General features: G+C 52.5%; 20 protein-coding genes. 12 read left to right on the top strand and 8 right to left on the bottom strand.

All coding sequences use genetic code 11. The features are described 5' to 3' along the window. The first annotated feature begins 130 nt into the window (after positions 1-130). The 5 genes from cysP to cysM all read left to right on the top strand — a co-directional run bounded on the left by cysP (position 131) and on the right by cysM (position 4,922). On the top strand, positions 131-1,147 hold the full coding sequence (gene cysP, locus ACHHZ7_RS03605; RefSeq protein ID WP_003835019.1) for a thiosulfate/sulfate ABC transporter substrate-binding protein CysP: 1,017 nt from the start codon (positions 131-133) through the stop codon (positions 1,145-1,147). Then, complete coding sequence (gene cysT, locus ACHHZ7_RS03600; RefSeq protein WP_003038061.1) at positions 1,148-1,981, top strand: sulfate/thiosulfate ABC transporter permease CysT; 834 nt, start codon at positions 1,148-1,150, stop codon at positions 1,979-1,981. Next, positions 1,981-2,856, top strand: coding sequence for a sulfate/thiosulfate ABC transporter permease CysW (gene cysW / locus ACHHZ7_RS03595; RefSeq protein WP_003038064.1), 876 nt, complete (start codon positions 1,981-1,983; stop codon positions 2,854-2,856). Before cysT ends, cysW begins: the two co-directional genes overlap by 1 nt. Beyond that, positions 2,846-3,943 (top strand): sulfate/thiosulfate ABC transporter ATP-binding protein CysA, encoded by a 1,098-nt coding sequence (gene cysA / locus ACHHZ7_RS03590; protein WP_060683459.1) that lies wholly within the window; start codon positions 2,846-2,848, stop codon positions 3,941-3,943. The genes cysW and cysA overlap by 11 nt, the downstream gene beginning before the upstream one ends. A gap of 67 nt (positions 3,944-4,010) precedes the next feature. After that, positions 4,011-4,922: a cysteine synthase CysM gene (cysM, locus tag ACHHZ7_RS03585; protein ID WP_060683460.1), complete on the top strand. Its 912-nt coding sequence runs from the start codon at positions 4,011-4,013 to the stop codon at positions 4,920-4,922. A gap of 90 nt (positions 4,923-5,012) precedes the next feature. Here the strand turns inward: cysM and ACHHZ7_RS03580 are convergent, their stop codons facing one another. Both ACHHZ7_RS03580 and ptsJ read right to left on the bottom strand, forming a co-directional pair. Then, complete coding sequence (locus ACHHZ7_RS03580) at positions 5,013-5,729, bottom strand: type 1 glutamine amidotransferase (protein WP_032944157.1); 717 nt, start codon at positions 5,727-5,729, stop codon at positions 5,013-5,015. Positions 5,730-5,742: 13 nt separating this feature from the next. Beyond that, entirely contained in the window at positions 5,743-7,035 is a 1,293-nt protein-coding gene (ptsJ, locus tag ACHHZ7_RS03575) for a transcriptional regulator PtsJ (RefSeq protein ID WP_060683461.1), read from the bottom strand. 82 nt (positions 7,036-7,117) lie between these two features. On the opposite strand from ptsJ, the gene pdxK reads away from it, so the two are divergent. Further along, the gene (pdxK, locus tag ACHHZ7_RS03570; protein ID WP_060683462.1) at positions 7,118-7,984 is read left to right on the top strand and encodes a pyridoxine/pyridoxal/pyridoxamine kinase; all 867 of its coding nucleotides are present in this window, start codon (positions 7,118-7,120) and stop codon (positions 7,982-7,984) included. Then, the gene (locus ACHHZ7_RS03565; protein ID WP_008785406.1) at positions 7,981-8,220 is read left to right on the top strand and encodes a hypothetical protein; all 240 of its coding nucleotides are present in this window, start codon (positions 7,981-7,983) and stop codon (positions 8,218-8,220) included. The genes pdxK and ACHHZ7_RS03565 overlap by 4 nt, the downstream gene beginning before the upstream one ends. Before the next feature lie 148 nt (positions 8,221-8,368). Here the strand turns inward: ACHHZ7_RS03565 and crr are convergent, their stop codons facing one another. From crr to cysZ, 5 genes are all read right to left on the bottom strand, one after another. Then, positions 8,369-8,878, bottom strand: a complete 510-nt coding sequence (crr, locus tag ACHHZ7_RS03560) for a PTS glucose transporter subunit IIA (protein ID WP_000522253.1) — start codon at positions 8,876-8,878, stop codon at positions 8,369-8,371. Between the two features lie 40 nt (positions 8,879-8,918). Continuing rightward, positions 8,919-10,646, bottom strand: a complete 1,728-nt coding sequence (gene ptsI / locus ACHHZ7_RS03555; protein WP_008785405.1) for a phosphoenolpyruvate-protein phosphotransferase PtsI — start codon at positions 10,644-10,646, stop codon at positions 8,919-8,921. 45 nt (positions 10,647-10,691) lie between these two features. Beyond that, on the bottom strand, positions 10,692-10,949 hold the full coding sequence (gene ptsH / locus ACHHZ7_RS03550; protein ID WP_002913505.1) for a phosphocarrier protein Hpr: 258 nt from the start codon (positions 10,947-10,949) through the stop codon (positions 10,692-10,694). Between the two features lie 383 nt (positions 10,950-11,332). After that, positions 11,333-12,304: a cysteine synthase A gene (gene cysK / locus ACHHZ7_RS03545; protein WP_003038091.1), complete on the bottom strand. Its 972-nt coding sequence runs from the start codon at positions 12,302-12,304 to the stop codon at positions 11,333-11,335. A 163-nt stretch (positions 12,305-12,467) separates the two neighbouring features. Continuing rightward, a complete protein-coding gene (gene cysZ, locus ACHHZ7_RS03540; protein ID WP_057066948.1) occupies positions 12,468-13,229 on the bottom strand; it encodes a sulfate transporter CysZ in 762 nt (253 codons plus the stop codon). Positions 13,230-13,459: 230 nt separating this feature from the next. On the opposite strand from cysZ, the gene zipA reads away from it, so the two are divergent. The 3 genes from zipA to ACHHZ7_RS03525 all read left to right on the top strand — a co-directional run bounded on the left by zipA (position 13,460) and on the right by ACHHZ7_RS03525 (position 16,780). After that, entirely contained in the window at positions 13,460-14,473 is a 1,014-nt protein-coding gene (gene zipA, locus ACHHZ7_RS03535; RefSeq protein WP_060683463.1) for a cell division protein ZipA, read from the top strand. Between the two features lie 71 nt (positions 14,474-14,544). Next, entirely contained in the window at positions 14,545-16,560 is a 2,016-nt protein-coding gene (gene ligA / locus ACHHZ7_RS03530; protein ID WP_060683464.1) for an NAD-dependent DNA ligase LigA, read from the top strand. Position 16,561: 1 nt separating this feature from the next. Then, a complete protein-coding gene (locus tag ACHHZ7_RS03525) occupies positions 16,562-16,780 on the top strand; it encodes a DUF3820 family protein (protein WP_003038102.1) in 219 nt (72 codons plus the stop codon). On the opposite strand, the gene ACHHZ7_RS03520 is transcribed toward ACHHZ7_RS03525, so the two are convergent. Continuing rightward, a complete protein-coding gene (locus tag ACHHZ7_RS03520) occupies positions 16,777-17,775 on the bottom strand; it encodes a bile acid:sodium symporter family protein (protein WP_060683465.1) in 999 nt (332 codons plus the stop codon). The two genes, ACHHZ7_RS03525 and ACHHZ7_RS03520, sit on opposite strands and share 4 nt — an antisense overlap. 89 nt (positions 17,776-17,864) lie before the next feature. On the opposite strand from ACHHZ7_RS03520, the gene ACHHZ7_RS03515 reads away from it, so the two are divergent. Further along, the gene (locus tag ACHHZ7_RS03515) at positions 17,865-18,791 is read left to right on the top strand and encodes a LysR family transcriptional regulator (protein WP_032944140.1); all 927 of its coding nucleotides are present in this window, start codon (positions 17,865-17,867) and stop codon (positions 18,789-18,791) included. A gap of 427 nt (positions 18,792-19,218) precedes the next feature. Further along, entirely contained in the window at positions 19,219-20,310 is a 1,092-nt protein-coding gene (locus ACHHZ7_RS03510) for a beta-propeller fold lactonase family protein (protein ID WP_060683466.1), read from the top strand. The last annotated feature ends 23 nt before the right edge of the window (positions 20,311-20,333 follow it).

Below are 20,333 nucleotides of genomic sequence, written 5' to 3'. Positions count from 1 at the left end.
GGGGAGGAGGTACCCCTTATTCTCTTTTCAACTTTCAAATCATCAAACGGTATATAAAACCGTTACTCCTTTAGCACTGGTTATAAATATGATGACCATAAGAAAGTCATTTAATTTATAAGGGTGCGCAATGGCCGTTAACTTACTGAAAAAAAGAACACTGACGCTGGCAGCCATGCTGTTGCTGGTGGGGCAGGCGCAGGCAACGGAACTGCTGAACAGTTCATACGATGTTTCCCGCGAGCTATTTGCCGCCCTTAATCCGCCGTTTGAACAGCAATGGGCGAAGGATAACGGCGGTGACAAACTGACGATTAAACAATCTCATGCCGGGTCATCAAAACAGGCGTTGGCGATTTTGCAGGGGCTGAAAGCTGACGTCGTGACCTATAACCAGGTGACCGACGTGCAGATCCTGCATGACAAAGGCAAGCTGATCCCTGCCGACTGGCAAAGCCGCCTGCCGAATAACAGTTCGCCATTCTATTCCACCATGGCGTTTTTGGTGCGTAAGGGCAACCCGAAGAATATCCACGAATGGAACGATCTGGTTCGCCCGGACGTGAAGCTGATTTTCCCGAACCCGAAAACCTCCGGTAACGCACGCTATACCTATCTGGCAGCGTGGGGCGCGGCAGATAAAGCGGACGGTGGGGATAAAGCCAAAACCGAACAGTTCATGACCCAGTTTCTGAAAAACGTGGAAGTATTTGATACCGGCGGTCGTGGTGCAACTACCACCTTCGTGGAGCGCGGTCTGGGCGACGTACTGATTACCTTTGAATCGGAAGTGAACAATATCCGTAAACAGTATGAAGACCAGGGCTTCGAAGTGGTGGTGCCGAAGGTCAACATTCTGGCGGAGTTCCCGGTGGCCTGGGTAGATAAAAATGTGCAGGCCAACGGTACTGAAAAAGCGGCGAAAGCGTACCTGAACTGGCTGTACAGCCCGCAGGCGCAAACCATCATTACCGATTTCTACTATCGCGTGAATAACCCACAGGTAATGGACAAGCTGAAAGATAAATTCCCGCAGACCGAATTGTTCCGTGTGGAAGATAAGTTTGGCTCGTGGCCTGAAGTGATGAAAACGCACTTTGTCAGCGGCGGTGAGTTGGACAAACTGCTGGCGGCGGGGCGTAAGTAAATGTTTGCTGTTTCTTCCCGACGTGTGCTGCCCGGCTTCACTTTGAGCCTGGGCACCAGCTTACTGTTTGTCTGCCTGATATTGCTGCTGCCGCTGAGCGCGCTGGTGATGCAACTGGCGCAAATGAGCTGGGCGCAATACTGGGATGTGATTACCAATCCGCAGGTGGTGGCGGCTTATAAAGTGACGCTGCTGTCAGCGTTTGTTGCGTCGATTTTTAACGGCGTGTTCGGTTTGCTGATGGCGTGGATCTTAACACGCTATCGCTTTCCGGGCCGTACGCTGCTGGATGCGCTGATGGACCTGCCGTTCGCACTGCCTACGGCGGTGGCAGGTCTGACGCTGGCGTCACTGTTTTCGGTTAATGGCTTCTACGGCGAGTGGCTGGCGAAGCTGGATATCAAGGTGACCTACACCTGGCTCGGTATCGCGGTAGCGATGGCCTTTACCAGCATTCCGTTTGTGGTGCGTACCGTGCAACCGGTACTGGAAGAGTTAGGTCCGGAATATGAAGAAGCAGCTGAAACGCTCGGTGCTACGCGCTGGCAAAGTTTCCGTAAAGTAGTGCTGCCGGAGCTGTCTCCTGCGCTGGTGGCGGGCGTTGCGCTGTCGTTTACCCGCAGCCTCGGTGAGTTTGGCGCGGTTATTTTTATCGCCGGAAACATCGCATGGAAGACGGAAGTGACCTCGCTGATGATTTTTGTTCGCTTGCAGGAGTTTGACTACCCGGCCGCCAGCGCGATTGCTTCTGTGATCCTCGGGGCTTCGTTGTTGCTGCTGTTTTCAATTAACACTCTGCAAAGTCGCTTTGGTCGACGTGTGGTAGGTCACTGATGGCAGACATTACCCAATTGAAACGCTATGGCGCACCCCGCATCAACTGGGGGAAATGGTTTCTGATCGGCACGGGCATGCTGGTCTCCGCGTTTATTTTGCTGGTGCCGATGATTTACATCTTCGTGCAGGCGTTCAGCAAGGGATTAATGCCGGTATTACAGAACCTGGCGGATCCGGACATGCTGCATGCTATCTGGCTGACGGTGCTGATTGCGCTAATTGCGGTGCCGGTGAACCTGGTGTTTGGTGTGTTGCTGGCCTGGCTGGTGACCCGTTTTAACTTCCCCGGACGCCAACTACTACTAACGTTACTGGATATTCCATTTGCTGTCTCGCCGGTAGTCGCCGGTCTGGTCTATCTGCTGTTTTACGGCTCTAACGGCCCGCTTGGTGGGTGGCTGGATGAGCATAACCTGCAAATTATGTTTGCCTGGCCGGGGATGGTGCTGGTGACAGTGTTCGTGACCTGTCCGTTTGTGGTGCGTGAGCTGGTGCCGGTGATGTTAAGCCAGGGCAGCAATGAAGATGAAGCGGCTGTGTTGCTGGGTGCATCCGGCTGGCAGATGTTCCGCCGCGTTACGCTGCCGAATATCCGTTGGGCATTGCTGTACGGTGTGGTGTTGACCAACGCCCGTGCGATTGGTGAGTTTGGCGCGGTGTCAGTGGTTTCCGGCTCGATTCGCGGCGAAACCCTATCGCTGCCGCTACAGATTGAATTACTGGAGCAGGACTACAACACGGTCGGCTCCTTTACCGCCGCGGCGCTATTAACGCTGATGGCGATTATTACCCTGTTTTTGAAGAGCATGTTGCAATGGCGTCTGGAGAACCAGGAAAAACGCGCGCAGCAGGAGGAAAATCATGAGCATTGAGATTGCCAATATTAAGAAGTCTTTTGGTCGCACCCAGGTGCTGAACGATATCTCGCTGGATATTCCTTCAGGTCAGATGGTCGCGCTGCTGGGGCCATCCGGCTCGGGCAAAACCACGCTGCTGCGCATTATTGCCGGGCTGGAGCATCAGTCCAGCGGGCATATCCGTTTTCACGGTACCGACGTCAGCCGATTGCACGCCCGCGACCGTAAGGTGGGGTTCGTGTTCCAGCACTATGCGCTGTTTCGTCATATGACCGTTTTCGACAATATCGCGTTTGGTCTGACGGTGCTGCCACGGCGTGAGCGCCCGAATGCGGCGGCCATCAAAGCAAAAGTGACCAAACTGCTGGAAATGGTTCAACTGGCTCATCTGGCGGACCGTTTCCCGGCACAGCTCTCCGGCGGGCAAAAACAGCGCGTGGCGTTGGCGCGTGCGCTGGCGGTAGAACCGCAGATCCTGCTGCTCGACGAACCGTTTGGCGCGCTTGATGCGCAGGTGCGCAAAGAGCTGCGTCGCTGGCTGCGTCAGCTGCATGAAGAGCTGAAATTTACCAGCGTGTTTGTTACCCACGACCAGGAAGAAGCAACGGAAGTCGCAGACCGCGTAGTGGTGATGAGTCAGGGTCATATCGAACAGGCTGATGCGCCGGATCAGGTATGGCGCGAACCGGCTACTCGTTTCGTCCTGGAATTTATGGGTGAGGTTAACCGCCTGCAGGGGACGATTCGTGGCGGCCAATTCCATGTGGGCGCACACCGCTGGCCGCTGGGTTATACGCCTGGCTATCAGGGACCGGTGGATCTGTTCCTGCGCCCGTGGGAAGTGGACGTGAGCCGTCGTACCAGCCTGGATTCGCCGTTGCCGGTACAAGTGCTGGAAGCCAGCCCGAAAGGACACTACACCCAATTAGTTGTGCAACCCCTGGGGTGGTATAACGAACCGTTGACGGTAGTCATGCAGGGCGATGATTCCCCGAGCCGCGGTGAACGGCTGTTTGTCGGGCTGCAAAATGCACGTTTGTATAACGGCGACCAGCGTATTGAAACGCGTGAAGAGGAACTTGCCCTGGCGCAATCAGCCTGATAGGTTAATTTGCATAGTTATCGCCCGGTGGCGCTACGCTTACCGGGCTTTTTTACGAGCTGAAAACGTGAACACATTAGAAAAAACAATTGGCAATACGCCTCTGGTGAAATTACAACGTCTGGCGCCGGATAACGGTAGTGAAATTTGGGTCAAGCTGGAAGGCAATAATCCCGCAGGTTCGGTGAAAGACCGCGCCGCGTTGTCGATGATCGTCGAAGCGGAAAAACGCGGAGAAATTAAGCCAGGCGACGTGCTGATTGAGGCGACCAGCGGTAATACCGGAATTGCGCTGGCAATGATCGCCGCGCTGAAGGGCTATCGCATGAAGCTGCTGATGCCAGACAACATGAGCCAGGAGCGCCGTGCGGCGATGCGCGCCTATGGTGCCGAGCTGATTCTGGTCACCAAAGAGCAGGGGATGGAAGGCGCGCGCGATTTAGCCCTTGAGATGGCGCAGCGTGGAGAAGGCAAGCTGCTGGATCAGTTCAATAATCCTGATAACCCGTACGCGCACTACACCACCACCGGACCCGAAATCTGGCAGCAGACATCAGGCCGTATCACGCATTTCGTTTCCAGTATGGGAACGACAGGCACGATTACCGGCGTGTCGCGTTTTCTGCGCGAGCAGGAAAAACCGGTCACCATCGTCGGTCTGCAGCCGGAAGAGGGCAGCAGCATTCCAGGCATTCGCCGCTGGCCAGTAGAATATATGCCGGGTATTTTTAACGCTTCGCTGGTGGATGAGGTGCTGGATATTCATCAGAACGATGCGGAAAATACCATGCGTGAACTGGCCGTGCGCGAAGGGATTTTTTGCGGTGTCAGTTCTGGCGGCGCGGTAGCGGGCGCGTTACGCGTGGCGCGCGCGACACCGGGGGCAGTGGTGGTAGCGATCATCTGCGATCGCGGCGATCGCTACCTTTCGACCGGCGTTTTTGGTGAGGAGCATTTCAACCAGGGCGCAGGGATTTAATTTGTCGGCCTGATAAGCGTAGCGCTATCAGGCAAAGGTACGACACTATGCCGGATGATGACGCAAAGCGTCTTATCCGGCCTGCCATAATCAATCGTTACGTTTTTCCACAAGCTTATCAAGGAATTGCCACAGCTTCTCATTCATCTGCTGATAATCCCATGCTCGCATCTCTTCAACGGAACGGATGAAGCACTTGCCTTTAGCTTCCGCCAGTTCTTGTTCGGAGTGTTGAATAAGCCCTTCTATAGCATCAGCCGTAAACTCCATATGGCACTGAAAACCATAAACAAAATTACCGTATTGCACGATTTGTCGTGGGCAGCCCTCGCTAGCAGCAAGAATGGTCGCCTGGTCGGTTAATCCTGGCATGTCGTTGTGCCAGTGACCGACGGTAAGCGGTGAGCCGAAATGGCTGAACAGCGGGTGCTGTTGACCGGCTTCGGTCAGAACGATGGGGTAGTGACCAATCTCTTTTTCCGGACTCTGGCACACCTTCGCACCCAGCGCTTCGCCGATTAACTGTGAACCCAGGCAGATCCCCACCACAATTTTACGTGCCGCAATCGCCTGGTTGATCAGATGCTGCTCGGCCTGAGAATCAAAGTACGGGCACTCTGCCAGCGTGGTTCGTGGTGACTGCGGACCGCCAAACACCACCAACATATCGAAATCATCGGCGTTCGCAGGAACCGCTTCTCCGGCATAAACGCGCGACCAACTGACGCTATAGCCGCGTGATTCGGCCCACGGCAGATACGCGCCAGCAGATTCGAAAGACTCATGAATAACAAAATGAACTCGCACTTTTTCTCTCCTGTTAGCGTTTTAGCGCCTGATGAATATCAGCCGCCAGCTTATCAATGTCGCTGTCAGTTAAGGTTGACAGCGTAATACGCAGGCCGTGGGCAGGCGTGTTGACGCCAAACACTTCGCCTTCCCGCACCAGCCAGCCGGACTTTGCCAGCGCAAAAGCGATCGCCTGGCTGTTATCTTCCAGCGGTAGCCACATATTCAGACCGTCACCAACGGGCAACTCAATGCCATGTCGCCGCAGTGCTGCCGCCAACGTTTGCTGCTGGGCGGCGTAAAACTGCTGAGTTTGCGCCAGCGTGTGTTGATAAGTCTCGTCACTCAGGCAGGCGCAGGCCAAATCCTGCAGCAGGTGGCTGACCCACTGACTGCCGGAGTTGAGCCGTAAACGTAGCTTCCCTGAAGTGAGCGGATCGCTGGCCACAATGGCCAGGCGTAAATCCGGACCTAACGTTTTTGACATCGAACGGACAATGGCCCAGTGCGTGGTTTCCTTCGCAATCACCGGATACCAGTGGCAAGCAGATAGCAGCGCAAAGTGGTCGTCGACGATCACCAGCGTCTGCGGATAGCGAGCCAGGATTTCCTGCAATTGCGCCGCGCGTGAAGCGCTCAGGCTGCATCCTGTCGGGTTATGCGCGCGCGGTGTCAGAATTACCGCCCGCGCACCTTTCTGTAGCGCGAGTTCCAGTTGGTCCGGCAGCATGCCTTCGTGGTCAACATTGGCCGGACTGGCGGAGAAACCAGCATAACGCAGCATGTTGATGCTGCTCAAAAAGCATGGATCTTCTACGACAACGCTATCACCAGGCAGTAAATGGGCGCACAGTAGCCGTTCGATAGCATCAATAGCGCCGCTGGTGATATCAATTTCCCCTTTGCCGGGCATTGCATTTTGCATCCATTGTGATGCCCATACCTTAAGCCCTGGTGACACAGCGGCATCGCCGTACAAACGCGGATTCTTATTTATCTTTGCGAAATAACTACTCAGGTCAGGAAGACGCGAGGGCGCTGGATTACCGCCGGAAAGATCGATAAGCGGGGTATCCGGATTACCACCTTCCAGCGCAACGGGGGCATTAATCCCCTTAATCACCGTGCCGTTGCGTCCCAGGCTCTGCGCCAACCCGGAGGTGACCAGGCGTTTGTAAGCCGCCGCGACAGTATTGCGGTTCACGTTTAATTCCGTTGCCAGTTCCCGCACTGGTGGCAACGTTTCTCCCGCTGCCAGCGTGCCTGTAGTGACATGTTGACGGATACTGTCAAAAATTTCGTTAGCGGTTTTTCCGTCGATCATTATTGACCTATGACAAAATGAATTTTAGCATATGACGATAATAGTGAGGCGTAGGCCCGCTGTCCAGCGAGAGGAGAAATTTATGGAGCAGGAGAGTGATATCCAGTCAGTGCTCTTTGACGACACGAATCGGGCGTTACAGACCGATATCGTCGCCGTCCAGTCACAGGTGGTGTATGGCAGCGTAGGCAATAGCATCGCCGTCCCGGCCATTAAAGCGCAGGGGTTACGCGTGACGGCAGTACCCACGGTGCTGTTCAGTAATACCCCGCATTATGAAACCTTTTACGGCGGCGTTATTCCGTCTGACTGGTTTAGCGGCTATCTCCGCGCCTTAAGCGAGCGTGATGCCTTGCGTGAGCTAAAGGCGGTGACTACAGGTTACATGGGCAGCGCGGAGCAAATCGCCTTGCTGGCACAGTGGCTGGAAACCGTTCGGGCCACGCATCCGGACCTATGCATTTTGGTCGACCCCGTGATTGGCGATACGGATAGCGGCATGTATGTGAAAGCCGAAATCCCGGAAGCTTATCGTCAGCACCTGCTGCCGTTGGCACAGGGGCTGACGCCGAACGTGTTCGAGCTGCAAATGCTAAGCGGAAAGCCGTGTCGTACGCTTGATGAAGCCATTACGGCGGCACAATCACTGCTCACTGACACCCTGAAATGGGTGGTAATAACCAGCGCGCCGGGGGATACCGAAGAGATTATTAACGTTGCGGTGGTGACGGCTGAAACGGTTGAGGTGTTAGCCCATCCGCGAGTGAAAACGGATCTGAAGGGGACTGGCGATCTGTTTTGTGCAGAGCTGGTGAGCGGCCTTGTACTGGGGAAAACGCTGACGACCGCGACGCACGACGCCGCGCAGCGGGTGCTGGACGTGATGACGTGGACGCACCAGTGCGGTTGTGATGAATTAATTCTGCCACCGGCAGGGGAGGCGCGATGAAGAGTTACCGGCTGGTAGTTCGCCAGAATGGGCGTATGGTTGGACATTTTGACACCAACGGGGCAGCAGCGCTGGAAGATATCTGTGTAGCGCGGGCCATGTTTGGTATTGCGGGTGGCTACGACTGTGAATTGTTAGTGGCAGACTCGGAGCGACGGATGCTGGAAAGCGGGCCGGAAGGGATGAAGATTCTGATGCGCGAGGCGTGTTACCGACCGGTCACCTCACAGATTTAATGCCGGATGGCGACGAGAACGTCTTATCCGGCCTACGTTACGGAGTTTGCTGTAGGCCGGATAAGCGTAGCGCCATCCGGCAGGGTTTTGATATCCATCAGATAAAAAAAATGGCGCCTGATGGCGCCATCTTTCTCTGCAAAAAGAATTACTTCTTGATGCGGATAACCGGAGTCTCACCCACTGTCACGCTACCGGACAGTTTGATCAGCTCTTTGATTTCGTCCATGTTGGAGATAACAACCGGAGTCAGGGTAGACTTGGCTTTTTCTTCCAGCAGCGGCAGATCGAATTCAATAACCGGGTCGCCCACTTTCACGCGCTGACCTTCTTCAGCGATGCGTTTGAAGCCTTCGCCTTTCAGTTCAACGGTATCAATACCGAAGTGAACAAACAGCTCAATGCCGCTGTCGGATTCGATAGAGAAAGCGTGGTTGGTTTCAAAGATTTTGCCGATGGTGCCATCAACAGGAGCAACCATTTTGTTACCGGTTGGTTTGATAGCAATGCCATCACCAACGATTTTTTCAGCAAAAACTACATCCGGCACGTCTTCGATGTTGACGATCTCGCCAGAGAGCGGAGCAACGATCTCAATAGTTCCGGTGTCTTTCTTATCATCAGAAACCAGAGATTTCAGTTTATCGAACAAACCCATGATCTTCTCCTAAGCAGTAAATTGGGCCGCATCTCGTGGATTAGCAGATTGTTTTTTCTTCAATGAACTTGTTAACCAGCGTCATTAACTCGTCCGTTGTCGGTTGAGCAAGAGCCTGCTCTGCTAACACCTTCGCATCTTCGAAGTTCGTGTTACGGATAATCTTCTTAATGCGCGGGATAGAAATGGCGCTCATAGAGAATTCGTCCAGACCCATCCCCAGCAACAGAAGTGTAGCACGTTCGTCGCCTGCAAGCTCACCACACATGCCAGTCCATTTGCCTTCAGCATGAGAAGCATCAATAACTTGCTTGATCAGCGTCAGCACAGATGGCGACATCGGTTGGTAAAGGTGTGAAATCATATCATTACCACGGTCAACTGCCAGGGTGTACTGCGTTAAATCATTGGTGCCGATACTAAAGAAATCAACTTCTTTGGCTAAATGACGCGCAATTGTTGCCGCAGCTGGTGTTTCCACCATCACGCCAATCTCAATGCTCTCGTCAAATGCTTTACCTTCGTCGCGCAGTTCCTGTTTGTAGATTTCGATCTCTTTGCGCAGTGCACGCACTTCTTCAACAGAGATGATCATTGGGAACATGATACGCAGTTTGCCGAAAGCAGAGGCGCGCAGGATAGCGCGAACCTGGTCACGCAGGATCTCTTTACGATCCATGGCGATACGCACGGCACGCCAGCCCAGGAACGGGTTCTCTTCTTTCGGGAAGTTCATGTACGGCAGTTCTTTATCGCCGCCGATGTCCATGGTACGGACGATGACCGCCTGAGAGCCACAGGCTTCAGCAACGGCTTTATACGCAGCAAACTGTTCTTCTTCAGTTGGCAGCGATTCACGGTCCATGAACAGGAATTCGGTGCGGTACAGACCCACACCTTCAGCGCCGTTACGCTCGGCGCCTTCAACGTCACGAACGGTACCGATGTTGGCGCAAACTTCAACCTGATGTCCGTCCAGCGTGATAGCCGGCAGATCTTTCAGCTTAGCGAGTTCCGCTTTCTCGGTTGCAACCTGCTCCTGAACGGCACGCAGTTGCTCAATAACGTCGTTGGTCGGATTGACGTAAACCTGATTGTTTACGGCATCCAGAATCAGATAGTCGTCGTTTTTCACCTGAGAGGTGACGCTACCCGTACCTACGATGGCAGGCAGTTCCAGAGAACGCGCCATGATAGAGGTATGAGAGGTACGTCCGCCCGCATCAGTGATGAAACCCAGCACCTTGTTCAGGTTCAGCTGTGCGGTTTCTGACGGGGTCAGGTCTGCGGCAACCAGGATAACTTCGTCCTGGATAGCGCTCAGATCAATAATTGCCAGACCCAGAATGTTACGCAGCAGGCGTTTACCGATGTCACGTACGTCAGCCGCACGTTCTTTCAGGTATTCATCATCCAGCTCTTCCAGGGCTGTGGCCTGACCTTCGATAACTTCATGCGCAGCTGCATCAGCCGTCATGTGCTTATCTTTAATCAGGGCTATGATTTCCTGCTCCAGCTCCTCATCTTCGAGCAGCATGATATGCCCTTCAAAGATGGCTTCTTTTTCTTCACCGAACGTTTCACCAGCTTTGGTTTTGATCGCTTCCAGTTGCGCAGATGCCTTGGCACGACCGCTCAGAAAACGTTCAACTTCCTGATCAACCTTGTCGGCAGAAATTTTTTTCCGGTCAATGACGATCTCGTCTTCTTTCAGCAGCAATGCTTTACCGAAAGCGATACCCGGGGATGCTAAAATGCCTGAAATCATAACCCTACCTTACTTGTGACTGATATTTAAAAGAACTCGTTGAACTTACTCGAGTTCAGCCATCAGTTTAACCAGATGCTCAACTGCTTTCTGCTCGTCTTCACCTTCTGCGGACAGGGTGACAACGGTACCCTGAGTCAGGCCCAGAGTCTGCAGTTTAAACAGGCTTTTGGCGCTAGCGCTTTTGCCGTTGGAAGTCACAGTAATTTCAGAAGTAAAGCCTTTTGCTTCTTTAACAAACTGAGCAGCAGGGCGAGTATGCAGACCGTTCGGAGCGGTAATGGTAACTTCTTGCTGGAACATTATATTTCCCCAACTTATAGGTTTAGTGTTGTGGAACTAAAGTCTAGCCTGGCGGCTCAACTTTAGCCTGTATTGTTAGCATCGGCGTAAACTGGACGCGACACAAAAGGAGTTCGGTGCAATCCGTTGCTGGCAACTTCTTGCCGCTGACGTTTCGTTCGTCATTAAACATTATGCCGCGAAAGGAAGAGTTGAACCAAATCATAAAATCGATTCAGCTAGCGCTTTTCCTGTAACGATTAATTTCGCGCATCAAAATAATTAGTTTGGTTAAATACCAGTTCCGGCGGGCTGAATCAATGCCAGGCGAGTTGAAACTTTGAAGCAGGCCACAAAAAAGCACCCAAAAGGGTGCTTTTTTACGCGTTTTTAACATGCTGGCACTACTGTTGCAGTTCTTTCTCTGTAAAGAGATCGGCAAACAGTGCAGTGCTCAGATAACGCTCACCCGATGACGGTAGAATAACCACTATATTCTTATTGGTAAAGGTTTCATCTTCCTGGAGCTTAAGCGCGGCAGCAACCGCAGCACCGGAGGAGATCCCAGCCAGAATACCTTCTTCTTCCATCAGACGACGCGCAGTAGAAATAGCTTCATCATTAGTGATGGCAACGACTTTATCGATAAGCTTCAGATCAAGGTTACCCGGAATGAAGCCTGCTCCAATGCCCTGAATTTTATGCGGGCCTGGTTTGAGTTCTTCACCTGCCAGCGCCTGGGCGATAACCGGGGAGTCGGTAGGTTCAACCGCGACGGTGATCAGATCGGTTTTGCCTTTAGTGCCTTTAATGTAACGGGTCACACCAGTCAACGTACCGCCGGTACCAACGCCGGAGATAAAGACATCAACCTGACCATCGGTATCTTCCCAGATTTCCGGGCCGGTGGTTTTTTCGTGGATTTCCGGGTTTGCCGGGTTGCTGAACTGCTGCAGCAGCAGGAATTTTTCCGGATCGCTGGCCACAATTTCTTCCGCTTTCTGAATCGCGCCCTTCATACCTTTTGCGCCTTCGGTCAGCACCAGGTTCGCACCCAGCGCTTTTAAGAGCTTGCGGCGCTCAATGCTCATGGTTTCAGGCATGGTCAAAGTCAGTTTGTAGCCGCGAGCTGCGGCAACGTAGGCCAGCGCAATCCCTGTGTTGCCGCTGGTTGGTTCGACCAGCTCTACACCCGGTTTCAGTACACCACGTTTTTCGGCATCCCAAATCATGTTGGCACCGATACGGCATTTGACGCTAAAGCTTGGGTTGCGTGATTCCACCTTCGCCAGAATGCGTCCGTTACCGATACGGTTCAGTCGAACCAGCGGCGTATGACCGATAGTCAGCGAGTTGTCTTCAAAAATCTTACTCATGGCCTGTCCTTAACTGTATGAAATTGGGATACCGCTTCAGCATACCTGTTGAGAAAGTATGGGGAAGTAAGGAATTCGTATATCTATATGCCACCAGGAAATAATGCGTTGCAGTATGGAATAAGAGCGGGCATAAGCCAGCCCGCTTTTACACATTTTTGCATTACTTCCATAACGCGTGCTTAGCACGATAGCAGTCTACCCACATCGCCGTGGCACCACAAACCGCGACCGGCATGATGAACAGATTGAGCACCGGAATCATGGTGAACAGGCTGGTCAATGCGCCAAATTGCATATTGGTGACCTTGCGTGTGCGCAGCGCGACGCGCATCTCCTTAAAAGGCACCTTATGGTTATCAAACGGATAATCGCAGTACTGAATAGCCAGCATCCACGCGCTGAACAGGAACCACAGCACCGGGGCGACGGTCTGACCAATACCCGGAATGAAATAGAGGATCAGCAACACGACGGCGCGCGGGAGATACCACGCCAGCTTTTGCCATTCACGTTTCATAATACGGGGAACATCTTTCATGATGCCGAGAACGCCGGTGTCAGGCGGTGTTGCGCCCGTTAAGCGCGCTTCCAGTTGTTCAGCCAGCAGACCGTTAAACGGCGCTGCAATCCAGTTGGCTATGGTGGAAAACAGGTAGCCGAACACCAGTAGCACGGAGATAGTGACAATCGGCCACAGCAAGTAGCTGAGCCACTGAAGCCAGTCAGGGACGTGACTCATCAGCGCGGGGATCCAGCTATCGAGTTGTGTGAATAGCCACCAGAATGCGCCGCCCATCAGCAGGATATTCACCAGCAAAGGCAGGATGACAAAGCGACGAATGCCCGGTTGGGTGATGAGCTTCCATCCCTGTGAAAAGTAATAAAGGCCGCTGCGAGGTACGACTGCAGATGATGAAACCATGGTCAGGACATACTCCTTGTTATATAAGCTCTGGTAAACTTTGCGTATCTTACCGGGTTGTTGAGCGTTAAGCTGTTCAGAAATGTTCGAAAAAACAGCAAAAAGCACAATTTTGTTCATCTTTATGCCGTGAAAGCCAAGAGTGCACTTGCACTTGGCGTAATCGACAAATACTCTTAGTGAGTAAATGTTTGCCGTGGTGGCAAGGTGTTAGAACAACAGAGAATATAATGATGCAGGATTTGCGTCTGATATTAATCATTGTTGGCGCGATCGCCATAATCGCTTTACTGGTACATGGTTTTTGGACTAGCCGTAAAGAGCGGTCTTCTATATTCCGCGATCGCCCACTGAAACGCATGAAGTCTAAACGTGAAGACGAGGATTCGTTCGACGACAACGTCGAGGAAGACGAAGGCGTGGGCGAAGTTCGCGTTCATCGTGTGAATCATGCTCCCGGTAACGCGCAGGAACATGGTGTTCCTCCTCAGTCGCCGCAACACCAGTACCAGCCGCCTTATGCGTCTGCTCAGCCGCGTCAATCCGCGCCGCAGCCTGCACAAGCGCCGGTACCGCCGCCGCATGCTCAGCAGCAGCCGCAGCCTGTACAACCGCAGCAGCCGGTGCAACATCAGCCTGTTCAGCAACAACCTGTGCAGCAGCCGATGCAGCATCAGCCCGTTGCTCCGCAGGTTCAGCAGCCCGTGCAGCAAGCACCGCAACCTGCACCGCAGGCTTTCCAGCCCGCAGAGCCTGCCGTTGAACATCAACCGCAGCCTGAGCCAGTAGTTGAAGAAGCGCCTGTTGCTGAAAAACCGCAGCGTAAAGAAGCGGTCATTATTATGAACGTTGCGGCGCATCACGGTAGTGAGCTCAACGGTGAAGTGCTGCTCAACAGCATTCAGCAAGCCGGTTTTAAATTTGGCGATATGAATATTTTCCATCGTCATTTGAGCCCGGATGGCAGCGGTCCTTCGCTGTTCAGCCTTGCCAATATGGTTAACCCAGGAACGTTTGACCCCGAAATGACGGGTGATTTCAGCACCCCTGGCGTGACTATTTTTATGCAGGTTCCGTCCTACGGTGACGAGCTGCAAAACTTTAAGCTGATGCTGCAGTCCGCACAGCACATTGCCGATGAAGTGGGTGGTGTGGTGCTCGACGATCAACGTCGCATGATGACGCCGCAGAAACTGCGCGAGTATCAGGACCGCATCCGCGAAGTTAAAGAATCTCACGCCTGATTTTCCTCTGGCGTGACATATCCTTGCTAAACCCCCGCCTGTCGGGGGTTTTTTATCATTGATGGTGCGATATGGAATCAATCGAACAACAACTGACAGAACTGCGAACCACGCTTCGCCATCATGAGTATCTCTACCATGTGATGGATGCGCCGGAAATTCCCGATGCGGAATACGATCGCCTGATGCGTGAACTGCGCGAGCTGGAAGCGCAGCATCCGGAACTTATCACCCCCGACTCGCCAACCCAACGTGTTGGCGCCGCCCCGTTAGCAGCGTTCAGCCAGATTCGCCATGAAGTGCCAATGCTGTCGCTGGATAACGTGTTTGATGAAGAGAGTTTTCTCGCCTTCAACAAGCGCGTGCAGGACAGACTGAAGAGTACGGATAAACTAACCTGGTGCTGCGAACTGAAGCTGGACGGGCTGGCGGTCAGTATCCTGTATGAAAACGGTGTGCTGGTCAGTGCCGCAACGCGTGGTGATGGTACTACGGGTGAGGATATTACCTCGAACGTGCGCACCATCCGTGCGATCCCGTTAAAACTGCGTGGCGATAACATTCCGACGCGTCTGGAAGTGCGCGGTGAAGTGTTCCTGCCGCAGGCCGGATTTGAAAAAATTAACGAAGAGGCCCGCCGCACTGGCAACAAAGTGTTTGCTAACCCGCGTAACGCAGCGGCCGGGTCATTGCGCCAGCTCGATCCGCGTATCACAGCGAAGCGACCGCTTACTTTCTTCTGCTATGGCGTTGGTGTGCTGGAAGGTGGTGTGCTGCCTGATACCCACCTGGGCCGTCTGCTGCAATTTAAAGAGTGGGGATTGCCGGTGAGCGACAGAGTTACGCTTTGCGACTCTCCGGAGGAAGTACTTGCTTACTATCACAAGGTTGAAGAAGACCGACCGACGCTGGGATTCGATATCGACGGTGTGGTGATCAAAGTCAACTCTATGGTGTTGCAGGAACAACTGGGTTTTGTCGCCCGCGCGCCGCGCTGGGCGGTGGCCTTTAAGTTCCCGGCGCAAGAGCAGATGACCTTCGTACGTGATGTTGAGTTTCAGGTTGGACGTACCGGGGCGATTACGCCTGTCGCCCGCCTTGAGCCAGTTCAGGTTGCCGGGGTGTTGGTCAGTAACGCCACCTTGCACAATGCGGATGAAATTGAGCGTCTTGGTTTGCGTATTGGCGATAAAGTCGTCATTCGCCGTGCGGGCGATGTCATCCCGCAGGTAGTGAATGTCGTGCTTTCCGAGCGCCCGGACGATACGCGTGAAATTGAGTTTCCCACACACTGTCCGGTATGCAACTCAGACGTTGAGCGTGTGGAAGGCGAAGCGGTTACTCGCTGTACTGGTGGTTTAATCTGCGGAGCGCAGCGTAAGGAATCGCTGAAACACTTCGTTTCCCGCCGTGCGCTGGACGTTGACGGCATGGGCGACAAAATTATCGATCAACTGGTCGAGAAGGAGTATGTCCACACACCAGCGGATCTCTTCACACTGACCGCAGGTAAGCTGACCGGTCTTGATCGTATGGGGCCGAAATCGGCACAAAACGTGGTGAATGCGCTGGAAAAAGCGAAAGAAACAACGTTTGCCCGTTTCCTCTACGCGCTGGGTATTCGCGAGGTCGGCGAAGCTACGGCGGCTGGTCTGGCGGCGCATTTTGGCACCCTTGAGGCGCTGGAAGCGGCCTCTATTGAAGAGCTGCAAAAAGTGCCGGATGTCGGCATTGTGGTAGCGACCCACGTGTTTAATTTCTTTGCTGAAGAGAGTAACCGCGAGGTGATCGTCCAACTGCTGGCGCAGGGGATTCACTGGCCAGCACCGGTGGTCATCAACGCTGAAGAAATCGACAGCCCCTTCGCGGGTAAAACGGTAGTGCTGACCGGGAGCCTGAGCCTGATGTCACGCGATGACGCCAAAGCGCGACTGACCGAGTTGGGTGCAAAAGTGGCCGGCAGCGTATCGAAGAAAACCGACCTGGTGATTGCCGGTGAAGCGGCGGGTTCGAAGCTGGCAAAAGCGCAGGAACTGGGTATTGCCGTGATCGATGAAGCTGAAATGATCCGCTTACTGGGTGCCTGAGATGGAAAAAGAGCAGTTGGTTGAAATCGCCAATACCGTGATGCCCTTTGGCAAATATAAAGGGCGTCGGCTGATTGATGTACCAGAAGAGTATCTGCTGTGGTTTGCCCGTAAAGATGAATTCCCGCCGGGCAAGCTCGGCGAGCTGATGCAAATCACGCTGCTGATTAAAACTGAAGGGCTGACGCAACTGGTGCAGCCCCTGAAGCGCCCGCTCTAAGCCTTTGCGGCGCGGCTTTTCTGCTGCGCCTGCAATGCGTCCGTTTGTTGCTTGTAGCGACGTGCCAGCACGGCACACACCATCAACTGAATTTGATGGAAGATCATCAACGGCAGCACCATCATTCCTATCACTGACGTCGGGAACAGAATATTTGCCATTGGGATCCCATTCGCCAGGCTCTTTTTCGATCCGCAAAAGACAATGGTGATCTCATCGGCTTTGTTGAAGCCGCATTTCCGCGCAACAAAGACGTTGATGCCAATCACGATTGCCAGCAATACGATGCTGACCACCACGATAAACAGCAGTGAGCCAATCCCCACTTTGTGCCAGATCCCGTTAACCACGGCTTCACTGAAGGCGGAGTACACCACCAGCAAGATGGAGGATTGGTCCGTTTTGGCGATCCATTTTTTATGTCGGGACACCCAGTTACCAATCCACGGACGTGAAAGATGTCCCAGTACGAACGGCAGCAGCAACTGCAGCATGATTTTCCCCACCTGCTCCAGACTGCCTTCTGCGCCGTGCATATTCATTACCAGGCCGACCAGCAACGGCGAGAGAAAAATACCCAGCAGGCTGGAGGCCGAAGCGGAACACACGGCGGCAGCAACGTTACCCCCCGCCAGCGACGTAAAAGCGATTGCCGACTGCACCGTGGCCGGCAAAATACACAGGTACAGGAAACCGGTGTACAGCATCGGGTCAACATTTACCGGTGCCCACCAGGCGAACAGAACGCCCAGCACCGGGAAAATAACAAACGTGCTGCACATCACCCACAGATGTAAACGCCAGTGACTACCGCCGGCAATAATAGCTTCACGCGAAAGCTTCGCCCCGTGCATAAAAAACAGTAGGGCAATGGCGGCGGTGGTTAAGCCTTCAAAGAAAGGTACAAAGCCACCCTCGGCCGGGAAAAAGGACGCCAGTAAAACGACCGTAATCAACGTTATCGTGAACGGATCAAGGATACGAAAAAGTTTCATAAAAGCTCCTGAAATTCGGTAGGAACATTTTGCGTTTTTCTGTTTGAGAAATAAAATTGATTTATTGCATCCATATATGAATCGAATAGATGAATTACTCTCTGCGTCAGCTCCGTATTTTTGTTACCGTCGCTCAGGCCAAAAGCTTTAGCCGGGCGGGGGATATCATTGGCTTAAGCCAGTCTGCGGTCAGCCACAGCGTTAAAGAGCTGGAAGGGCAGACGGGTGTGCGGTTGTTAGATAGAACAACGCGGGAAGTGGTGCTGACAGAAGCAGGGCACCAGTTGGCGGCGCGGCTGGAACGTATTCTGGATGAACTGCACAGCACGCTGCGTGAAGCAGGCCAGGTGGGAACGCAGTTAACCGGAACGGTGCGCGTTGCCGCCAGCCAGACAATATCTGCTCACCTTATTCCACAGTGTATTGCCCAGAGTAATCAGCTTTATCCAGCAATCGATTTTGTGCTGCACGACAGGCCGCAACAGTGGGTGCTGGAGAGTATTCGTCAGGGCGAGGTAGATTTTGGCATTGTGATAGATCCAGGTGCTGTGACCGATCTGCAGTGTGAAGCGGTGTTATCCGAACCGTTCCTGCTGTTGTGTCGAGGGGATCATCCGCTAGCCCAACGCGAATGGGTAAATTGGCAGGATTTATATCATGAGCGCCTGGTATTACAGGATTACGCTTCCGGCAGTCGACCGTTGATCGATGCGGCGCTGGCTCACTTTTCCATTGAGGCCAATATCGTTCAGGAGATAGGTCACCCTGCCACGCTTTTCCCGATGGTTGAGGCGGGGATTGGTATCAGCGTGCTGCCTGCGCTGGCGCTTCCTCTGCCACAGGGCAGCCATTTGCAGGTTAAACGCCTGACGCCGGTTGTGGAACGACAATTGATGCTGGCACGACGTAAAAATCGTTCTTTATCGACTGCGGCCCAGGCGCTGTGGGACGTAGTACGGATGCAGGCCAGTGAATTAACCGCCGGTCGGGCACGGGATCCTTTGTACCAGCTTTAACGATATGGCTGGTGTTTGTCATGTCGTTAAGTTTGGCTTTCAGTATCGATGAACTGATCGTTAACTTTTATATTTTTACCCGGCACCGGACTACCTCTTTATATTTATAAATTCTCCTGCGATATTCTTAGGCAATTGCTTAGCTTGCGGATTTGTAAGGCTATTTTAAATTATTATTTTTTTCTTGACCTTCCACTTGCTGGAAGGTTGATACTCTTTATACGCAAGTACGGATAGCAGTATCTAATACAATGATGTATAGCGATTGATTAATGAAATGACTAAGCAATTTATACAGTAACTCGTTATAGGTAGAATTAACACGATCCCGATGGAGTAATATTAGTGACATGTTAAATAATCCTACAATAGCTGGTTGCTGAAACTAATCCGGTAAATATATTTAACTAATGGGGTATTGGCGGCGATGATAAGAAAAAATAAAATTTTAATTGCAATGCAAATTAGTATGCTGGCATGGTCTGGTTATACGTTTGCAGCAGACAGAGTGTATGTGGCAAATGAAGGTGCAGATTCAGTTAATGTACTTGATGCTGCGTCTTTAAAGACTGTAGATAAAGTACATGTTGGTAAAATGCCGCATAACGTTCAGGTGTCACCAGACAATAAAACAGTTTGGGTAACCAACCTTGGTGCTAACGGGACACATTCATCAGGCTCTGAACATATGAATATGAGTAAAGATGCCCATTCTGAGAAAATGGATATGGGCAAAGATTCTCATGCAGGCAAAAAGGAACATGGCGAAGTTTGGGTTATTAATGCCGAAAATGATACGGTTATTGCAAAACTTCCGGTTGGCGCACACCCTGCGCATGTTGTCGTCACCCCTGATGGGAAAATGGCGTATATCTCAAATAGTGCAGATAACACTATCAGCGTGATTGATGCAGAACATTTGAAAAATTTAACGACAATTAATGTAGGTAAATTCCCTCATGGCCTCAGAGTGAGTCCTGACGGTAAAGAAGTTTATATCGCGAATATGAAAGGGGGCTCGGTATCCGTTGTCGATACAGCCAGTAATAAAGAAGTCGCGCAGATCCCATTAGGTAAAATGCCAGCCCAGGTAGGTTTCTCACCGGACGGAAAACGGGTGTTTGTTTCCCTGTCTGGTGAAGATGCTGTAGCGGTGATTGATACAGCAACGCGTAAAGTTGTGAAGAAAATTAATGTTGGTACCGTACCAATCCAGCTGTTTGGCACTCCGGATGGTAAAAGCATGCTGGTAACCAATCAGGGCTCGAAGAGCAAGCCGGGTAACACAATAAACATGATTGATATCGCAAGCCTTACGGTAGCGAAAACCATCACCACTGGCGATGGGGCCCATGGCGTGGTTGTCGATAAAAATGGCAAGTATGCTTACGTAACTAACTCATTTGCAAACTCTGTTTCGATGATTGACATTAATGAGCGTAAGGTAGTGAACACGCTCCCGGTAGACAACAACCCAAATGGTATCAGCTGGGGCTCTGTCGAAGTGACGCCTAAATAACTGTGCTAGCATTTATCAATACC

Origin of the sequence: Citrobacter freundii complex sp. 2024EL-00216, from assembly GCF_043945515.1 — a bacterium.
GTDB classification, from domain to species: domain Bacteria; phylum Pseudomonadota; class Gammaproteobacteria; order Enterobacterales; family Enterobacteriaceae; genus Citrobacter; species Citrobacter portucalensis.
This window is presented reverse-complemented; position numbering and strand designations above follow the sequence as displayed.